At 64.7% G+C, this 16,406-nt stretch carries 13 protein-coding genes; 5 read left to right on the forward strand and 8 right to left on the reverse strand.

Annotated elements, in window-relative coordinates; genetic code table 11:
- Positions 1-98: 98 nt before the first annotated feature.
- From ACWJI3_RS11225 to ACWJI3_RS11250, 6 genes are all read right to left on the reverse strand, one after another.
- Positions 99-1,415 (reverse strand): O-antigen ligase family protein, encoded by a 1,317-nt coding sequence (locus ACWJI3_RS11225; protein ID WP_480203717.1) that lies wholly within the window; start codon positions 1,413-1,415, stop codon positions 99-101.
- A complete protein-coding gene (locus tag ACWJI3_RS11230) occupies positions 1,412-2,584 on the reverse strand; it encodes a glycosyltransferase (protein WP_480203718.1) in 1,173 nt (390 codons plus the stop codon). Before ACWJI3_RS11230 ends, ACWJI3_RS11225 begins: the two co-directional genes overlap by 4 nt.
- Positions 2,577-4,403: an ABC transporter ATP-binding protein gene (locus ACWJI3_RS11235; RefSeq protein WP_255100590.1), complete on the reverse strand. Its 1,827-nt coding sequence runs from the start codon at positions 4,401-4,403 to the stop codon at positions 2,577-2,579. The genes ACWJI3_RS11230 and ACWJI3_RS11235 overlap by 8 nt, the downstream gene beginning before the upstream one ends.
- An 81-nt stretch (positions 4,404-4,484) precedes the next feature.
- Positions 4,485-5,534: a glycosyltransferase gene (locus tag ACWJI3_RS11240; protein WP_480203719.1), complete on the reverse strand. Its 1,050-nt coding sequence runs from the start codon at positions 5,532-5,534 to the stop codon at positions 4,485-4,487.
- Between the two features lie 53 nt (positions 5,535-5,587).
- Entirely contained in the window at positions 5,588-6,301 is a 714-nt protein-coding gene (locus ACWJI3_RS11245) for a biliverdin-producing heme oxygenase (RefSeq protein ID WP_094513739.1), read from the reverse strand.
- A gap of 77 nt (positions 6,302-6,378) precedes the next feature.
- The gene (locus tag ACWJI3_RS11250; RefSeq protein ID WP_094513741.1) at positions 6,379-6,840 is read right to left on the reverse strand and encodes a hypothetical protein; all 462 of its coding nucleotides are present in this window, start codon (positions 6,838-6,840) and stop codon (positions 6,379-6,381) included.
- Between the two features lie 152 nt (positions 6,841-6,992).
- On the opposite strand from ACWJI3_RS11250, the gene ACWJI3_RS11255 reads away from it, so the two are divergent.
- From ACWJI3_RS11255 to ACWJI3_RS11270, 4 genes are read left to right on the forward strand one after another with little or no spacing between them, the layout of a single operon-like run.
- Positions 6,993-8,438 carry an NADP-dependent isocitrate dehydrogenase gene (locus tag ACWJI3_RS11255; protein WP_094513744.1) on the forward strand — a complete coding sequence of 482 codons (1,446 nt, stop codon included), beginning with the start codon at positions 6,993-6,995 and terminating at the stop codon, positions 8,436-8,438.
- A gap of 46 nt (positions 8,439-8,484) precedes the next feature.
- Positions 8,485-10,512: an acyltransferase family protein gene (locus ACWJI3_RS11260; RefSeq protein ID WP_480203720.1), complete on the forward strand. Its 2,028-nt coding sequence runs from the start codon at positions 8,485-8,487 to the stop codon at positions 10,510-10,512.
- Between the two features lie 5 nt (positions 10,513-10,517).
- The gene (locus tag ACWJI3_RS11265) at positions 10,518-11,870 is read left to right on the forward strand and encodes a (Fe-S)-binding protein (RefSeq protein ID WP_255100587.1); all 1,353 of its coding nucleotides are present in this window, start codon (positions 10,518-10,520) and stop codon (positions 11,868-11,870) included.
- 60 nt (positions 11,871-11,930) lie between these two features.
- Positions 11,931-12,692 (forward strand): amidohydrolase family protein, encoded by a 762-nt coding sequence (locus ACWJI3_RS11270; RefSeq protein ID WP_480203721.1) that lies wholly within the window; start codon positions 11,931-11,933, stop codon positions 12,690-12,692.
- 229 nt (positions 12,693-12,921) lie between these two features.
- Here the strand turns inward: ACWJI3_RS11270 and ACWJI3_RS11275 are convergent, their stop codons facing one another.
- Positions 12,922-14,304: a four-carbon acid sugar kinase family protein gene (locus ACWJI3_RS11275; protein WP_480203722.1), complete on the reverse strand. Its 1,383-nt coding sequence runs from the start codon at positions 14,302-14,304 to the stop codon at positions 12,922-12,924.
- A 14-nt stretch (positions 14,305-14,318) separates the two neighbouring features.
- On the opposite strand from ACWJI3_RS11275, the gene ACWJI3_RS11280 reads away from it, so the two are divergent.
- Positions 14,319-15,524 carry an FAD-binding oxidoreductase gene (locus tag ACWJI3_RS11280; protein WP_480203723.1) on the forward strand — a complete coding sequence of 402 codons (1,206 nt, stop codon included), beginning with the start codon at positions 14,319-14,321 and terminating at the stop codon, positions 15,522-15,524.
- On the opposite strand, the gene ACWJI3_RS11285 is transcribed toward ACWJI3_RS11280, so the two are convergent.
- Positions 15,511-16,404: an aldose epimerase family protein gene (locus ACWJI3_RS11285; protein WP_480203724.1), complete on the reverse strand. Its 894-nt coding sequence runs from the start codon at positions 16,402-16,404 to the stop codon at positions 15,511-15,513. The two genes, ACWJI3_RS11280 and ACWJI3_RS11285, sit on opposite strands and share 14 nt — an antisense overlap.
- Positions 16,405-16,406 lie beyond the last annotated feature (2 nt).

Raw genomic sequence — 16,406 nt, forward strand, 5'->3', positions numbered from 1 at the left:
CGGCAGCTATCGCTACAGTCACCCAAGCCAGAACCCACTCAGGAAGGTAAGTGCGGATTCGCCGCCTACTGGGCTGGATCATTGATGGCTTGAGTGCCTCACGGGATTGGGTCGGCTGTCAGTGAACTGTCTACTGACGGCTCAGAGGTAAGGGTGGCGTCCGCGGGAGCACTGAACAGGCACAGCGACGTGGCCGCCAGGAAACCGATCAAACACTGGGTGACTTGATTGGTGCGATAGATGGTAGTGGCGAGGGTGTTGAGCAGGAGCAACACGTTGAGGGAAACAGCTACTTGAAAAAACACAAGGTGTGAGGGCGTTGTGTCACATCGGGACGCAATGCTCTGGAACTGTCGCCTGAGACCCATGGAGACGAGAATCACCACAATCAGAAATGCCAATATGCCAAGCACACCAAGCTGGCCACCGATCTGAGCGATCGTGTTGTGAGCATGGCCGAATCCACCTCCTTCCCTCAGGTGGCTGCACATATCGTTTGCCTGTGGGCCATAGCCCACACCATAAAGAAACCGATTCGCCCCAGTAAACATCAACGACAGCCAACATGCCCCCGCTCTCAGCCTACCCATATCCGAAGACTGATTGATGTTCGCATCAGGGGCCAAGAAAAACCACCACGACCCAATGACCATGACAGCCATGGCAGCGGTGGCAAACACAACGGAAAGAAACTTTGTGGAGCCCCTCCTCCAGCGTGCAGCGACCCAACCAATCAAAAGAGCCACTGGCGGAGCTATCTGGGCAAGGCGGGAATCCGTGCTCACGCAGAGAGCATAACCAACAACTGCTGCCGTGGTGCCGATCAGACGCTCGAGCAACGATCGAGAGAGCAATGAGTAACTGGCCGAACTGAGCGTAAGAAGCATCAGGATCGTGGCAAAACGATTGATGCCTCCATGGCCATCCATGGTCGCCTCGTACATATCTCTAACGTATGATGTGCTCCAAAAGCTTGCGGCAGAATGATGCTGCAAAAAGTAGGCCATAAGCAGCAAGGGGGTGAGCGCCAACCATCCGAATGAAAACCTCCATTCGCGCAAGCTTTGGCCGGCACCGATCATGAAGCCGATGGCAATCAACAGGAAGGTCGTAGGCCCATCAATATCCTCACGGAGAACAATCAAGCGAGTGTTCACGAGCAGAAGAGCCAACAGAATGGCTTCCAGCGGAGGCTGCAAGGAGTGTGTCCTAAACTTGGCAACCATCTGATTGGTCAAGCGGATAGCCATCCAGATCACCAGCAAACCCAGCGCGGGCTTGCGTCCTTCAGTGAAGGAATGAAGTGTGATCACAATGGGAAGAATGCCGTCATAGGCCTGAATGGCCCAAAGACGCGACAGGAGCAGATTGGGTAGGCAAACAAGCAAATTCCAAACTTGATTGCGTTCGATCATTCCACCGAGGCAATGTTAGGAAGATAACGAAGCATGGCTTGGGTACGGCGATGATAGGTATGCTGAGCGGCACATTCGATACGCGCCTCAAGCGGGCATCCCAGGCCCTTGAGAGTGTTATTCAGAGCGGCGAGGAATGAATCCACTGTTGGCTCGCAAAGAGCAGCAAACGGGCGATAACTCTCCAAAGCATCAATGGCCGAAGCCACAACCGGCAGCCCGGCGGCCAGATACTCAAAGAACTTCATGGGAAACATGGAGCGGGTGTATCTGTTGAATCGAAGAGGCAGAAGGCCCACATCAAGACCCTTCATATAGGCAGGTAAATCATGATAGGACTTGACGCCAAGCCAGTAAACATTAGAACAATCCAGCAAGCCGGAAAGCTGGGTACTGGGGTCACCCTCACCAACGGGACCGATCATCACATAGGACCAGCTTGGCGACGCCTCTGCAAGCTTGGCAAGCAAGTCAAGGTCAAGCTTGTACGCACTTATGGCCCCCACAAAGCCGATTCTTGGTTGGGGGATGATGGCAATATCGCGAGGAATCTCAAGATCAGGCTCAAGTGCCTGCGCGAAGTGATTGTAGTCAGCAACGTTTGAGAAGTAGTACGTATTAGGATTATACTTACGACGACTCTCCTGAAGGGCAGGAGAGGTTACAAAGACAAGATCAGCAGCCCGACACAGACGCTCCTCCCACGCGGAGAGATCCAGATCATCCATGTCCGGTTGAGCCTGGATGTCATCTACGCAATGGTAAACCAGAGTTGCATACGGACCGGGCATCCCATAAGCAAGGGTCTTTGGATTGTAAGTCCATAACAATTCCGCTCGCATCCCCAGCCAGCGCCGAGCCAGAGCCAGACCGCCAAGCAAGATCAATCGGTTGATCCGAGTGGCAAGTTGACCACGAACCCCAGGCAAAACCAATGGTGACCAAACCCAGAGGTTGGTCTTCTGCTGCCGTGGCGGCATCAAGCCCTTGACTAAACGACGGAAAATTCTGCCAAAATCTTGAGCCTGACGGCGCGGTGCACGTAAACCCAGTGACTCGACATAAAGAACTCGATGACCAAGATCAGCCAACTCGGAAGCTACGTGTTGCTTATTGGTCCAAAGTAGTTGATCCCAATCTGCAGTGGCCAGAAGGGTGATGTCAGCCATTGTCCAGCGAAACAAGCTCCCTGAAGGTTTCCGACCTGGCCTGAAGCTGTTGATAATCTCCGTAGGCTCTAATCATCCCATCCGCAAATTCATAGATTCGATCGCAGTTCTTAACAGTGCTTAAGCGATGTGCAATCACAATTGTGGTGCATCTACGACCGATCAGCTCAAGCGAGTCTAAAACGCTGCTCTCAGTTTTATTGTCCAAAGAGCTTGTCGCCTCATCCAGAACGAGTACCTTGGCCTTCTTGTAAAAAGCCCTTGCAAGGGCGAGGCGCTGACGCTGTCCACCGGAGAGTCGCAAACCATTTTCCCCGATCATTGTATAGAGTCCATATGGCAACTCAGAGACAAACTCATTTAACTGAGCAGCTTCCAAAGCCTCCCAAACGGCATAATCATTGATCTCTTCCTCATCCACTCCAAAAGCAACATTTTCACGGATGCTCGTATCGAGCAGAACAATCGATTGAGGGACCATCGCGCAGCAAGCTTGCCAAGCTGGCGTTTCTTCATAAGCCAACTCGATCCCATCCAGCTCGATGCATCCCCTTTGCGGCTTATAGAGGGCAAGCAGGAGGTGGGCGGTGGTGGATTTACCTCCACCAGTTTTGCCGACCAAAGCAACCCTTGAGCCAATGGGGATCGTGATGTTGACTCCTTTGATCACCCAGTCTTCCGAACTGGCATAACGGAACCAAACATCATTCAGTCTGATTGTGTGCTTAGGCATCACCCCAGCAGGAGAGGGGGTACCCGGGCTTAGAAGAGTGGCCCGCGACGCCTTCAGATCCAGCAGCTGTAAGGCATCCGAGATATCTGGAAGGCTGCCTCGAAACCGGTTGACAGATCGAAAAATCGACTGGATTGGTGCTGAGATTCTCAAGGCTGCAAACATGACAGCTGCCAATGCAGGCAAGGCTTGCTGCAGCTTTCTATCTGGATCCAACAAGATGGGAATAAGGCCAATCGCAAAGAGCATCGTGATTCCGGCCGGCTCAATGATGTAGCGAGGGATATCAGGCAGAAGCTTTGAAATTCTGTCGTAACGTTTTCCTGTGATTCCAATGGACCAGAACTTGTCGATGAATCGCTGCTCGGCCGCATAGAGCTGAACATCACGGATTGAACGAATAGATTCAACCAGCAACGAGTTGATTCTCAACGCAAACCGCAGCTTCTGCTTGGAGGCAAGCCTTAAGGGTGCAATCAGCAGTGCCGACACCGAGGCGTAGGCAGCAACGAGAGTGACAAAGAGAATGATCGCAACAGGGCCCAGGACAACTGCGACACCAATCGTAAGGACACCAACAGATAATGCGCTGGAAATCACTGACAGCATAGGCAGAATGATGTCATCAGATATCTTGCTGAGGATACGGTTGAGACGTGCAAGAAGGTGGGCAGACTTTTGAGCCTGGAAGTACTCGTAATCTTGCATCAGAATATTTGCATAGATCCGATTGCCGTAATCCGACCAAATCTGCGCGCTGAGGAAACTCTGCAGTGCAGCAGTGAGAAACTTTAAGCCTGTTGACAACCAAATCAATCCAATTAGGATGCTCACCATCCAAAGTGATTGAGAGGCTCTACCGCCGCCAAAGAACCAGATCTGTGGAATTCTGTCGGGCAGCTTGACCCCGCTCAAGGCACCCACAAGCCGAGCCAGAAGCCCAACGAAAACCAGATCCAGCAGGCCAACCAATAAAGAAATTACCAGCAAAGCGATCAGACCCTGCAGACGCTTTTTTGGCAAAAATGACAATAATCGGCCCAGTTGGGCCAGCGTCTGGCTTTGCAGCCCGGCAGGGAGGCTCAACTTCACTGAAATCGAAGACTCTGCTCAATGGCCCGATAACCTTATCGGTCACATCCGACAGGGTGCCTGCGTCCAAGCCAGTCACAGAACCGATCGTCCACGCCAGCGGCTTGTGAGGCTGCGCAGCTTGGAGAGGATCCTCATGGCTTCCAGGCTCGCGGGCGAGGGATTCCGCAGCGGCGGAGTGAGGGATGACAGCCGGTCCCAATGCTGGTCGATGGACTTGAGGGCCTCTGCCCAGCGGTACCTCAGTTCCTGCTCCGAGAACATGGACAACAGCCTGTTGCATTGGGCGGGGTCTGCCTGCCAACGGCCCGGATCAGCAGCCGCAGCAATGATTCGCTCTAGGTCGGCCTGGAGTGTGCCAAAGCCGATCTGGTGGCCAACCGCCCCCGGGTCAAGGAAGTCAGCCAGGGCATGGTTGACACTGCTGAACACCACACAGCCACTGGCAAGTGCCTCCAGTGGTGGAAGTCCGAAGCCCTCGCTGAGCCCTTCGCTGCGCCAGTAATCGGCCGAGTCGTAGAGATACACCTTGGCGGAGCGGAACAAGCCCACCAGGTCGTCGACCCAGCCGCTCTGCACCTCAACCCGGAGGCCTTGGCCCCGCAAGGCCGGCACCAGTTGCTGCAGCACGTAGGCGCTGCTCTTGCGAGCCTGCACCAGCACATCAATAGGGCGCCGGGCCACCAGGGCCGGATCGGCGACTCTGTCGTCGTCCCCCCAGCTTGCATCCATGGCATTTGGCACCAGAAACAACGGGTTGCGTGGCGCCCGATTTCCCCAGTACCCGAGCGTGTTGCGGCTCACCGCCAACACCGGCACGCCAGCGGGCAAATCAAAGCCATACCCAGTGCTATGGGCGTGATACGCCACCGCCCGACCCCGTAGCAGACGCAGCTGCCTGGGCACGTCAAACCCCCAGCTCACGATCCAAAGCGCCGAACCGGGTGCTCGCTCCTGGCGAAGCAGATCGGCCAGATAAGGCCTCCCGGGTTCCTTTCGCCGATAGGTGACCACCTCCGTGGGCACGATTGAAGCGGTGAGGCGGGCCGTTTGCAGTTCAACCTGAAGACCACCACAGCGGAAGCGACCGCTGGTGCCGGGCACAAGGAAGCGAAGGGGGCGCAAAGGCGATCTGGCAGCCGCCGCTGACTCTGGCGCAGGGGAGGGCCGGTGCCGGCTCAGGCGGCGACGGCCTCGGTGCTGCCGGTGCGCTGGCGCCGGGTGAGGAAGCCGAACAGCACCTTGCCGATGGCGGCCACCAGGTTGCCTTCCAACTCCTGGAACATCACCATGTTGAGGTGGAAGGCGTGGTTGGCCTCCTCCACGATGCGATCGGCCGTGGCTTGATCAATCGGCAACTGATCGAGGCTTTCGCGATAGCTGGCCTTGAAGGCCTTCTCATCGGGAATGGCATCGAATTCGTAGAACCGCAGGCCATCGTGTTCGCCCAGGTTCATCGCTTTCTGAGCGATGTTCTTGAGGATCTGGCCGCCGGAAAGGTCGCCGATGTAGCGGGTGTAGTGGTGACCCACCAGCAGCTCGGGGGATTCTTTGGCCACCTGATGAAGGCGTTCCACGTACTTCTGGGCGCCCGGAGTGGGCTGCACCTGCTGACGCCAGCCGGCGCCGAAGTAGAAGGCAAGATCAGCCTCAAGAGCGCTGCGGCGGTTGAGGGCGTCGTGGGCGATAGGCCCCACCACCGGGTGAGACTTGAGGGCGCCGATCTCTTCCTCCATCGCGCTGTACACGAAGTAGAGGTCGGCGACCAGCTTGCGGTAGCTGATCTTGTCGACCACCCCTTTGAGGAAGCAGGTGACGAAGCCGGTGTTCTCGGCCATCGTGTGCGCCTTTTTGGTGCCTTCGCGCAACTGTGAAGCAAGGGCGACAGCCATAGAAGCCGGTGTGCCGTAGGTCGTGGCCAACAAGTTAGGGCCGTGCTGCCGGCACGGGCGGCTCAGGTTGCGAAGGGTTAAGCGGCCTCGTCGCTGGCGGCGGCGGCTGGCCCCTCGCCCAGCAGGGCGAACAGGTCACGGCAGACGAGCCGCAGCTTCTCCGCCACCTCGGGCTGGGGCAGGTTCACCCCACTCGCTTCCCAGTCGCCCACGGTGGCGAGCCGCCACTGCTCGCCCTGGAAGGTCATGCCGCTGAGCAGCACCCCCAGCAGCCGCGGGGTGCCGCCGCCACCGGCGACCGGAGCCTCGGCGAGGCGCAGCTGCATCAGCAGGCTGCGGCACTGCAGGCGGGGGCTCCAGCCGGGGAAGTGGAAGGCCAGGTCCACCGAGGCCTGCTCCTCGAAGCGGCGGGTGTCGGGATCGTCGCGCCAGGGGGTGAGATTGGCGCGGGCATCAGGGAAATGGCGCCGGAACAGGGCGGCGGCGGAGGCGATGGCGTGGGCCATCTCCGGACTTCGGGCCAGGTCTGCCGCATTCATGGCGTTTCCCCTGAGCAGAACAGCGGATGGAACGGAACCTAGGCTCCGCGAGCCGACCCATGCTGGAGTTTCCCGAGGGAGGCTGCGCCAGCGGGCCGGCACCACGACCACGGACCGCCGTCGGTCGCGCCGTTTCCCCCCTCCTGCCGCCGATGGTGACCCTGTCCGCTCCGTCCTACGAAAAGCTCACCCCACCCGAAAACGGCACGGCGATCCGCTTCGAGAACGGCCTTCCGGTGGTGCCGTCCGACCCGATCATCCCCTTCATCCGCGGCGACGGCACCGGCGTGGACATCTGGCCCGCCACCCAGCGGGTGCTGGATGCGGCCGTGGCCAAGGCCTACGGCGGCGAGCGGCGCATCGAGTGGTTCAAGGTGTACGCCGGCGACGAGGCCTGCGAGCTCTACGGCACCTATCAATACCTGCCGCAGGACACGCTCACCGCGATCGAGCAGTTCGGCGTGGCGATCAAGGGCCCGCTCACCACGCCGATCGGCGGTGGCATCCGTTCGCTGAACGTGGCCCTGCGCCAGATCTTCGACCTCTACTGCTGTGTGCGCCCCTGCCGCTACTACGAAGGCACCCCCAGCCCCCACAAGCGGCCCCAGGACCTCGATGTGGTGGTGTACCGGGAGAACACCGAAGACATCTACATGGGGATCGAGTGGGAAGCCACCGATCCGGTGTGCGTGGAGCTGATCGCCCACCTCAACGACACGGTGATTCCGGCCAACGGCAAGCTCGGCAAACGCCGCATCCCGGAGGGGGCCGGCATCGGCATCAAGCCGGTGAGCAAGGCGGGCACCCAGCGCCACGTGCGCAAGGCGATCCAGCACGCCCTGGGGCTGGAGGGCGCCAAACGCCACGTCACCCTGGTGCACAAGGGCAACATCATGAAGTTCACGGAAGGGGCCTTCCGTGACTGGGGCTACGAGCTGGCCACCAGCGAATTCCGCGACCAGTGCGTGACCGAGCGGGAAAGCTGGATCCTCGGCAACCTGGAGCGCAACCACGGCCTCAGCGTCGAAGACAACGCCCGCCTGATCGAACCCGGCTACGACAGCCTCACCCCCGAGAAGAAAGCGGCGGTGGACGCGGAAGTGAAAGGGGTGCTCGACAGCATCGGTGAGAGCCACGGCTACGGCAAGTGGAAGAGCATGGTGCTCGTCGACGACCGCATCGCCGACAGCATCTTCCAGCAGATCCAGACCCGGCCCCAGGAGTATTCGGTGCTCTGCACCCTCAACCTCAACGGCGATTACATCTCCGATGCGGCGGCGGCGGTGGTGGGCGGCCTGGGCATGGCGCCGGGGGCGAACATCGGCGACAACGCCGCCATCTTCGAAGCCACCCACGGCACCGCGCCCAAGCATGCGGGGCTGGATCGGATCAACCCGGGCTCGGTGATCCTCAGCGGCGTGATGATGCTCGAGTACATGGGCTGGCAGGAAGCGGCAGATCTGATCACTGCGGGGATCAGCGCCGCGATCGCCAATGGGGAGGTCACCTACGACCTGGCCCGGCTGATGGAACCGCGGGTGGATCCGGTGAGCTGCTCCGGCTTCGCCGAGGCCGTGGTGCGCCACTTCGGCGGCTGAAGCCCGGAGATTCCGGGCAGGGGTGCGGCCGAGGACAATCGGGGGGATGCGTGCCCCCCCCCATCAGATCGCTCGCAGAGCCGAGATCGACGGCCTCAGAGCCGTCGCCATCGTTGCCGTCATCGTCAACCACCTGAACAAGTCCCTGCTGCCGAGCGGCTATGTCGGGGTTGACGTTTTTTTTGTGATCTCCGGCTACGTGATCACCCGATCGCTGGAGCACAGGCCAACGGCCGACAGCCGCGGAGCCTTCCTGGCCGGGTTCTACCGCCGACGCATCCAGCGACTGGTCCCGGCTCTGAGCGCTTGTGTCGTCGTCACCGCCTTGCTGACCTGCCTGGTGGTTCCTGATCCGGCGGCCTCCCTGTGGACAGGGCTTCTTGCGCTGGCGGGGGCCTCGAACGTGTTCCTGCACCAGCAGGCCACCGATTACTTCGGCACCAGCGCCCAGCTCAACAGCTTCACCCAGACCTGGTTCCTGGGTGTGGATTATCAGTTTTATCTGGTGTTTCCGCTGGCTGCCTGGCAGCTCGGACTGGGCAGAGCCGGGGGAGCGGGGCGAAGGCGGTTTCGCCTGGGGATGGCCCTGGTGGCCGTGCTGTCGCTGATCCTGTTTCTGCAGATGCGGCAGGTCGATTCATCCGCCGCCTACTTCCTCACGGGGCCGAGGGTCTGGGAGTTGGCGGTCGGTTGTCTGCTGACTGCGAACGGGGAGGATCCGCAGGGGGAACCCGTACAGGCCCCCCTTCGCGACGGGCTGGCTTGGGGGGCCTTCCTGGCTCTGGTCGGCGTGACCCTGGCGCCCCAGGGCTCCAGTTCGATCCCGATGCTGGTCAGCGTGGCGGCAACCTGCGCGCTGATCCGAACCCTGCGGGGACGTTCCTTGCTCGGCCGGCTCCTCACGTGCCCCCCGGTGCTCCGCATCGGCCAGATTTCGTACTCGCTCTACCTGTGGCACTGGAGCGTCATCGTGCTCAGCCGCTGGACGATCGGCATCCACGCCTGGAGTGTGCCGTTTCAGTTGCTGCTGATCCTGGGGCTGGCAGAACTGTCCTACCGGACGCTTGAAACCCCCTTCGGTTCGAAGCCGTGGGCCCCCACCAACCAACAGACCATCCTGATCGGAGTCGGAATCAACGCCGCCGCCGCAACCATGCTGCTGTTGCTGATCGGCGGAGGGCTCGGACCCCATCTTTATCTCGGCCAGCGGCCGGCCACGTTGTCCGAGGAACGGCGGAACCAGCGCATTGCCGGCACGACCATCACCTCAACGGCCTGTCTGATCGATCGAAACGATGTGCTCGATCGCCCTCAGATCGAGGCCAAGGCCAGGACCTGCTCGGTCGAGTCCGCGCCCCAGGGCGCAGCCCAAGGTCGGACCATCTTCGTGGTCGGTGACAGCCATGCCACTGCCTTGATTCCCCTGGCCGCCGAGCTCCACCGGGAGGGCGCCGGAATCACACTGCTCACCAAAGCCGGCTGCCCGTTCCCGGCCACCGCATTCGGCCATCTGGATCCTGGCTGTGAGCGCTTCCAGGATGAGATTGCTTCCCGGATCCTCGCCACCAGCCGACCCGGAGATGGCGTTCTGATCGCGGGCTATCAGCTCAGTCACCTGGGCAGCGGCCTGCGGGCCACCCGTGACCATTTCCTGGATCGAACCGGACAGCCGGTGCGGGGCACCGAAGCGAAGACGGCGCTTTACATGAAGGCGCTGGATGCCTTTTCAGACAGGGCTGGTGCCAAGGGGCTGCAGGTCGCCCTGATCGGGGCCGGTCCGAGGCTGATCGGACGGGAGCTCTGTCTGCCGGAGTGGTTCCGCCCCGCTCGATGGAGCGAGCCCTGCCTGAACACCCTGCGAGAGGATGCCACCTCCACCAGGACGATCAACGTTCAACTGAGCCGGAATCTCCCTGACCGCGTGCGCTTCATCGATCCGATGCCGTGGATCTGCCCGAAGGGCTGCTCCCTCGACGATCTGAAGTGGCAGCTGGCCGACGACGACCATCTCACCGCCGCGTCGGTTCGGCGGCTGAAGCAGCCGGTCCTGGAAGCCCTGAGCCGGGCAGACTGAGTGCCATGCCTTCTCCAGTCACCGATCCCTGCATCCACTGCGGTTTCTGCCTGCCCACCTGCGCCAGCTACCGGGTGCTGGGCACGGAGATGGATTCACCGCGGGGGCGTATCCACATGCTCAAGGCGATCAATGCCGGTGAGCTGGCGCTGGATGCCACCGTGGCGAGCCACTTCGATTCCTGCCTGGGCTGCCTCGCCTGCGTGAGCGCCTGCCCGGCCGGTGTCCGCTACGACGAACTGATCGAGGCCACCCGCCCGAAACTCAACGCACCGGAGCTGCGCAGCGGCGGCCAGTGGGCCTTCCGCAGGCTGCTGTTTCAGTTGCTGCCCTATCCCCAGCGGCTGCGGGCCGTGCTGCAGCCGCTGCGGCTCTATGCCGGCACACCGCTGCAACGGCTGGCCCGGCGCAGCGGCCTCACCCGCCTGTTCGGGCCCGGGCTGGCGGCGATGGAGCGGCTGCTGCCGCCGCTGGCCGAGGAGTCGTTCACCGATCCGCTGCCGCTGGTAACCCCGGCCCAGGGCGAGCGGCGCTACCGCGTGGGCCTCGTGCTGGGCTGCGTGCAGCGGTTGTTCGAGCCGGCCGTGAACCGGGCGGCGGTGCAGGTGCTGAGCGCCAACGGCATCGAGGTGGTGATCCCGCCGGCCCAGGGCTGCTGCGGCGCCGTCACCCACCACCAGGGGGAAGAGGCCCAGACCCATGCCCTGGCCGCAGCCTTGATCGACGCCTTCGACGCCGTGATCGGCCCGGGCAAGCCGGCGGGCGCCGAACCGCTCGATGCGGTGCTGGTGGCGGCCTCCGGCTGTGGCCACACGCTCAAGGCCTACGGCCGCCTGCTGGCCGGTGATCCGGCCTGGGCCGCGCGGGGCAGCGCCTTCGGCGGCCGTGTGGCGGACATCCAGGAATTCCTGCAGCGGGTGGGGTTGAGCGAAGCGGTGCGCCAGCGGTTGCAGCCGCTGCGCCACAGCGACGGCAGCCGCGCCAGCGCCGAGCGTCCGCTGCGGCTCGCTTATCACGATGCCTGCCACATGCTGCACGGCCAGGGGCTGCGCGAACAGCCCCGGGCGCTGCTGCGCCAGATCCCTCACCTGCGGCTGCTGGAGGCCACAGAAGCGGGTGTGTGCTGCGGCAGCGCCGGTATCTACAACCTGGTGCAACCCGTGGAAGCCGCCGAGCTGGGCCGCCTCAAAGCCACCGACCTGAGCAGCACCGGCGCCGACCTGGCGGTGAGCGCCAACATCGGCTGCACGCTGCAGATCCGGCAGCATATGGAGAGCGCGCCGCGGCCGCTGGCGGTGCTGCATCCGGTGCAGCTGCTGGCCATGAGCCTGGATGGCGGATCCGACCGGCCGGCTTGAGCGGCCAGAAGCAGGGAACGGCGCAGCGGAGCGCCAGGCACCAACACGACGCGGAGCGTGATGCACCACCGCTTCGATGCTCACTTCCACATCATCGATCCAGCCTTTCCGCTGCTGCCGAACCACGGCTTTCTGCCCGAGCCCTTCACCGTCGCCGACTACCGCCGCAGCACCGAGGTCCTGGGAATCACGGCAGGGGCGGTGGTATCAGGCTCCTTCCAGGGTTTCGGCCAACGCCATCTGCTCAGTGCCCTGCAGCAACTGGGCCCTGGCTTCGTGGGTGTGATCCAGCTGTCGGCCCAGGCCACCGATGCGGAGATCCTCGCGCTCAACGCCAGGGGCGTGCGGGCCGTGCGCTTCAACCTGCGGCGTGGGGGCTCAGAACGCGTGCAGCACCTGGAGGCACTGGCGCTGCGCCTGCATGCGCTGGTGGGCTGGCCTGTGGAGCTGTATGTGGAGTCGCGTGAGCTGGCGGCCCTGCAGCCGTTGCTGCGGCGGCTGCCGGCGGTGAGCATCGATCACCTCGGCCTCTCGCGCGACGGCTTTGCCACGCTGCTGCAGCTCGCCGAGCAGGGCGTGCGCGTGAAAGCCAGCGGCTTCTCCCGGGTGGAGCTGCCTGTGGCCGAGGCCCTGCGCGCCCTGCACGCCGCCAATCCCCAGGCCCTGATGTTCGGCACCGACCTGCCGTCCACGCGGGCGCCGCGGCCGTTCCACCCCAGCGACCTCACCCTGCTGATCGACACCCTGGGCGAGCCGGCAGCACAGAAGGTCCTGTGGAGCAATGCGGCCTCCTTCTACCGGCTGCCGGCGCCATCGGTCTGAACTCAGCCTCACCTCAGCACCTCAGCGCCAAACACCACACCGGGGTTCCAAACAGCAACCTTCAGGCTTCCTGGTTCCTGGTTCCTGGCACAACATGGCCAGGGAGCCCGCTCCCCAAGCCAGTACCCCCTGCTGCCCGTCTGCTGGCCGTCGCCAACGCCCTGCTGAACCTGGCGTCAGCGGAGGTGGCCGCCGATGCGCGGCAGGCGGCAGCTGGTGATGCAGGCGATCACTGCTCCATCTGCTCCCAGGCCTGCAGCAGCGTGTCCGCCTGGCCCAGATTCCCGGGAAAGGTGAGCACCGGCAGCAGCGGCGCGGTTTCGTGCTCCGCGCCCGTGCGCAGCATCGACAGCCCAGGCAGCAGCTGACCCTCCAGCCGCACCTGGCTGAGGCCCAGCCCTTCGGCCATCAGGGTCTGGCTGGTGATGCCCCCCTTGCTGATCAGGTACCCCAGCTGCGGCGCCAGCGCGCCCCCCAGCCGGGCCATCGCCACTGCCAGGGCCAGGCCCAGCCGCCGCCGCTCCTCGGCATGGCGGCAGACCAGCTCCCCCCGGCTGGTGAACAGCACCGGGGTGCGGCCGCTGGCCAGCACGGCGCGCAGCTGTGCCAGCCAGGCCGCTTCCAGTGAGGGCAGCAAATGGTCGGGCAGGGGGCCTTCCAGCACCCGGGCCACACGGGCCACCGGGATCTCCACGCCTACGCAACCCGGCGCCGCCAGCAACCGCTCCAACTGGGCATCGGCCAGCGGCACGTGCGATCCCACCAGCACCAGCCCCGGCAGGGGGCCCGAGGCCGCGCGCCGGCGCAGGCCGGCCAGGGCCGCCGGGTTCAGGGGCTGCGGCGGCAAGTCCACCAGGGCGTTCAGCAGGCTGGCGGCCGACTGGAACAGCAGCCGCAGCGGCCGTTGGCCCGCCGGGGGCTGCACCACGGCGCGCACCGCCTCTCCCAGCACCTGCAGCTGCTGCGGACGCTCCGCATCCACCACCACCCAGGGGTTACCCGACAGCCCGCGCAACCGCTGGATCAACACCTCACGGCCGGCCGGCACCAGTTCGTCCAGGCCGATCTGCTGCACCGCCGCGGCCAGCAGCCGCCCGCCGCTCTTCTCGGCCAGCCAGTCACGCAGCACGCTGGTGCCGTAGCCGAAGCGGCGATCACGGGCAAAGGGCGTGCGATGCACCGGCTCGCCGTGCAGCAGATGGCAGCCCCCCACCGTGGTGCGCCCCCCTTCCAGGAAGGCGGGCACCAGCAGGGTGGCGTCGAAGGGGCCCAGCTCCGCGGCGATCAGCTCCGCCTCCAGCGGCGTGTGCCCCCGCAGGGTGGAGTCGCCACGGCTCACCACCAGCCAGCGATCGATGCCGGCCGCCGCCAGCGCCGGCCGCAGCGCCCGGCAGATCTGGCGCACCCGATCGGCCGCCGGCTCCGGCTCCAGGGCACGGGTGTCGGTGAGCAGGAACAGCAGCGGTGACGGGTCGCGCAGGGCGCTCAGCAGGGTGTCCGGATCCCAGCGGAGCAGCAGCAGGCAGCCATGCACCGTCTGCGAGCCGGTGGGATCGTCGTCGAAAACGACCACCTTGAACGGGGGCGCGGGTGGGGGGGGCGGGGCGGCCATGGCACCATCGTGCCGTGATCACTCCCGCGTCCCACGAGCTGCCCGACCTCGTGCGGCAGCTGCATGCCGCCGGCACGCCGTGGCTGCCTGCCGGCACGGGCAGCCGCCTGGGCTGGGGCCCGCCGGTTCGGCACACCGACACGGTGCTGAGCGTGGCGCGCCTGAACCGCCTGCTCGACCACGCCAGCGGGGATTTCACCGTGACCGTGGAAGCAGGGCTGCCGCTGCGTGAGCTGCAGGAGGCCCTGCGCGCGCGCAACCAGTGGCTCGCCGTCGACTGGCCCTGGGGCACAGGCGCCAACGGCGAAGGGGCCGGCAGCGTGGGCGGGCTGGTGGCACGGGGGCTCGGCGGCGGCCTGCGCCAGCGCTACCTGGGTGTGCGCGATCAGGTGATCGGCATCGGCCTGCTGCGCGCCGATGGTGTGGCCGCCCACGCCGGCGGCCGGGTGGTGAAGAACGTGGCCGGCTACGACCTGATGCGCCTGTTCACGGGCAGCTGGGGCGCGCTCGGCCTGATCACCGAACTCACCCTGCGCACCTTCCCGCTGCCGCCGCAACGGCGTGGGCTGCTGGTGCAGGGGCCGCTGGAGGGGCTGGAGCGCCTGCGCCAGTGGCTGCTGCGCTCCAGCCTCACCCCCGAACTGATCGACTGGTGGAGCAGTGCCCTGGCGGAGCAGGCCGGAGCCGAAGCCCAGCCCGCCCTGCTGCTGGCCCTGGCCAGTGTGAGCAGCGAGGCCCTGGACGACCAGCTCGTCACCCTGCGCGCCCAGGCCGACAGCCACGCACTCAAGGGGCTGCCGCTCGATCCCGAACGGCTGGAGGCCCTGCGCGTGCTGGGGCTCGGCGGCCAGCAGCCGCAACCGGTATCCGGCGCAGACGAGTCGCTCTGGCTGCTGCGGCCGGGTGTGCTGCCCAGCCACACCGCGGCGCTGCTGGCGGATCGCTCCGTCGCCGGCCTGCCGCTGGCCCTGGGGGCCGGCAGCGGCCTCGGCTACGCCTGGTCGGCGGCGGCGGCCCTGCCGGCCTACCGGGTGGAAGCACTGCGGCGGCGCTGCCAGGAGCTGGGCGGCCAGCTCACGGTGCTGCAGCAACCCAGCGGCAGCACCGTGCCCGCCTGGGAGGACGCCCCTGCCGTGGCGATGATCCAGGCGGTCAAGCGCCAGTTCGACCCCAGGCAGCAACTGGCCCGCGGGCGCCTGCCGGGCGTCAGAGCGGCCTGAGCACGTAGCGACTCTGCAGCGTGCAGCTCGCGCCGGCTGCCACCTCCAGCCGCCGGTCGCCGCTCACCAGTGCGCCGCGTGGGCCGGTCCAGGGCTCCAGGCACACCATCGGCCGGGGCGGATCGGTCCACACCACGGCCAGATCGAAGGGGGCGAAGGGTTGCAGCTCCAGCGCCAGCCCGGCAGCCGGATCCACCAGCCGCACCGGCCCCTCGGGCCGCGCCAGCAGGTCCACCCCAGCGGCCAGCGGCGCGAGTGTGGCGGCGGTGTCCGCCTCCGCCATCAGCTGATGGTTGAAGCAGCGCTCCGGCAGCCCTTCCAGGTGCACCGCGGCGTTGCCGCCGTCTGGCGCCGGCAGCGCCGACACATTGAAATAGGGGTGCAGGCCGAAGCTGAAGGGCAGCGGCCGGCTGCCGCTGTTCTCCAGCACCGCCGTGATCGCCAGGGCAGCAGGCTCAAGGCGCAGCTGCAGCCGCAGGCAGAAAGGGAACGGAAAGGCCGCCAGGGTGGCAGGGCTGTCGCGCAGCTCGAGTTCGACCCCCGCCTCCTGGGGCAGGGCGCGCAGCTGCCAGGGCAGATCCCGGGCGAAGCCGTGCTGACGCAGGGTGAAGCTGCCCTCCGGCAACGGCAACTGATCGCCCGGCAGGTTGCCGCAGATCGGAAACAGCACCGGCATCCCCCCCCGCACCGAGAGGGCGGGATCGGCAAAACGCTCCGCATCGAGATACAGCAGCTCGCGGCCATTGCAACGCCAGCCGGTGAGCAGGCCGCCCCGCTCAGGCACCAGGCGCAGCAGGTCGGGGCTGCCGGGAGCGCCTGAGCTGCCCGGAGCGCTGTACTCCCAGTGGGGATAGGGAAGGGTTCGTTGCAGGAGGGGCATGG

This window comes from Marcopretia estuarina LEGE 06307, from assembly GCF_056633115.1.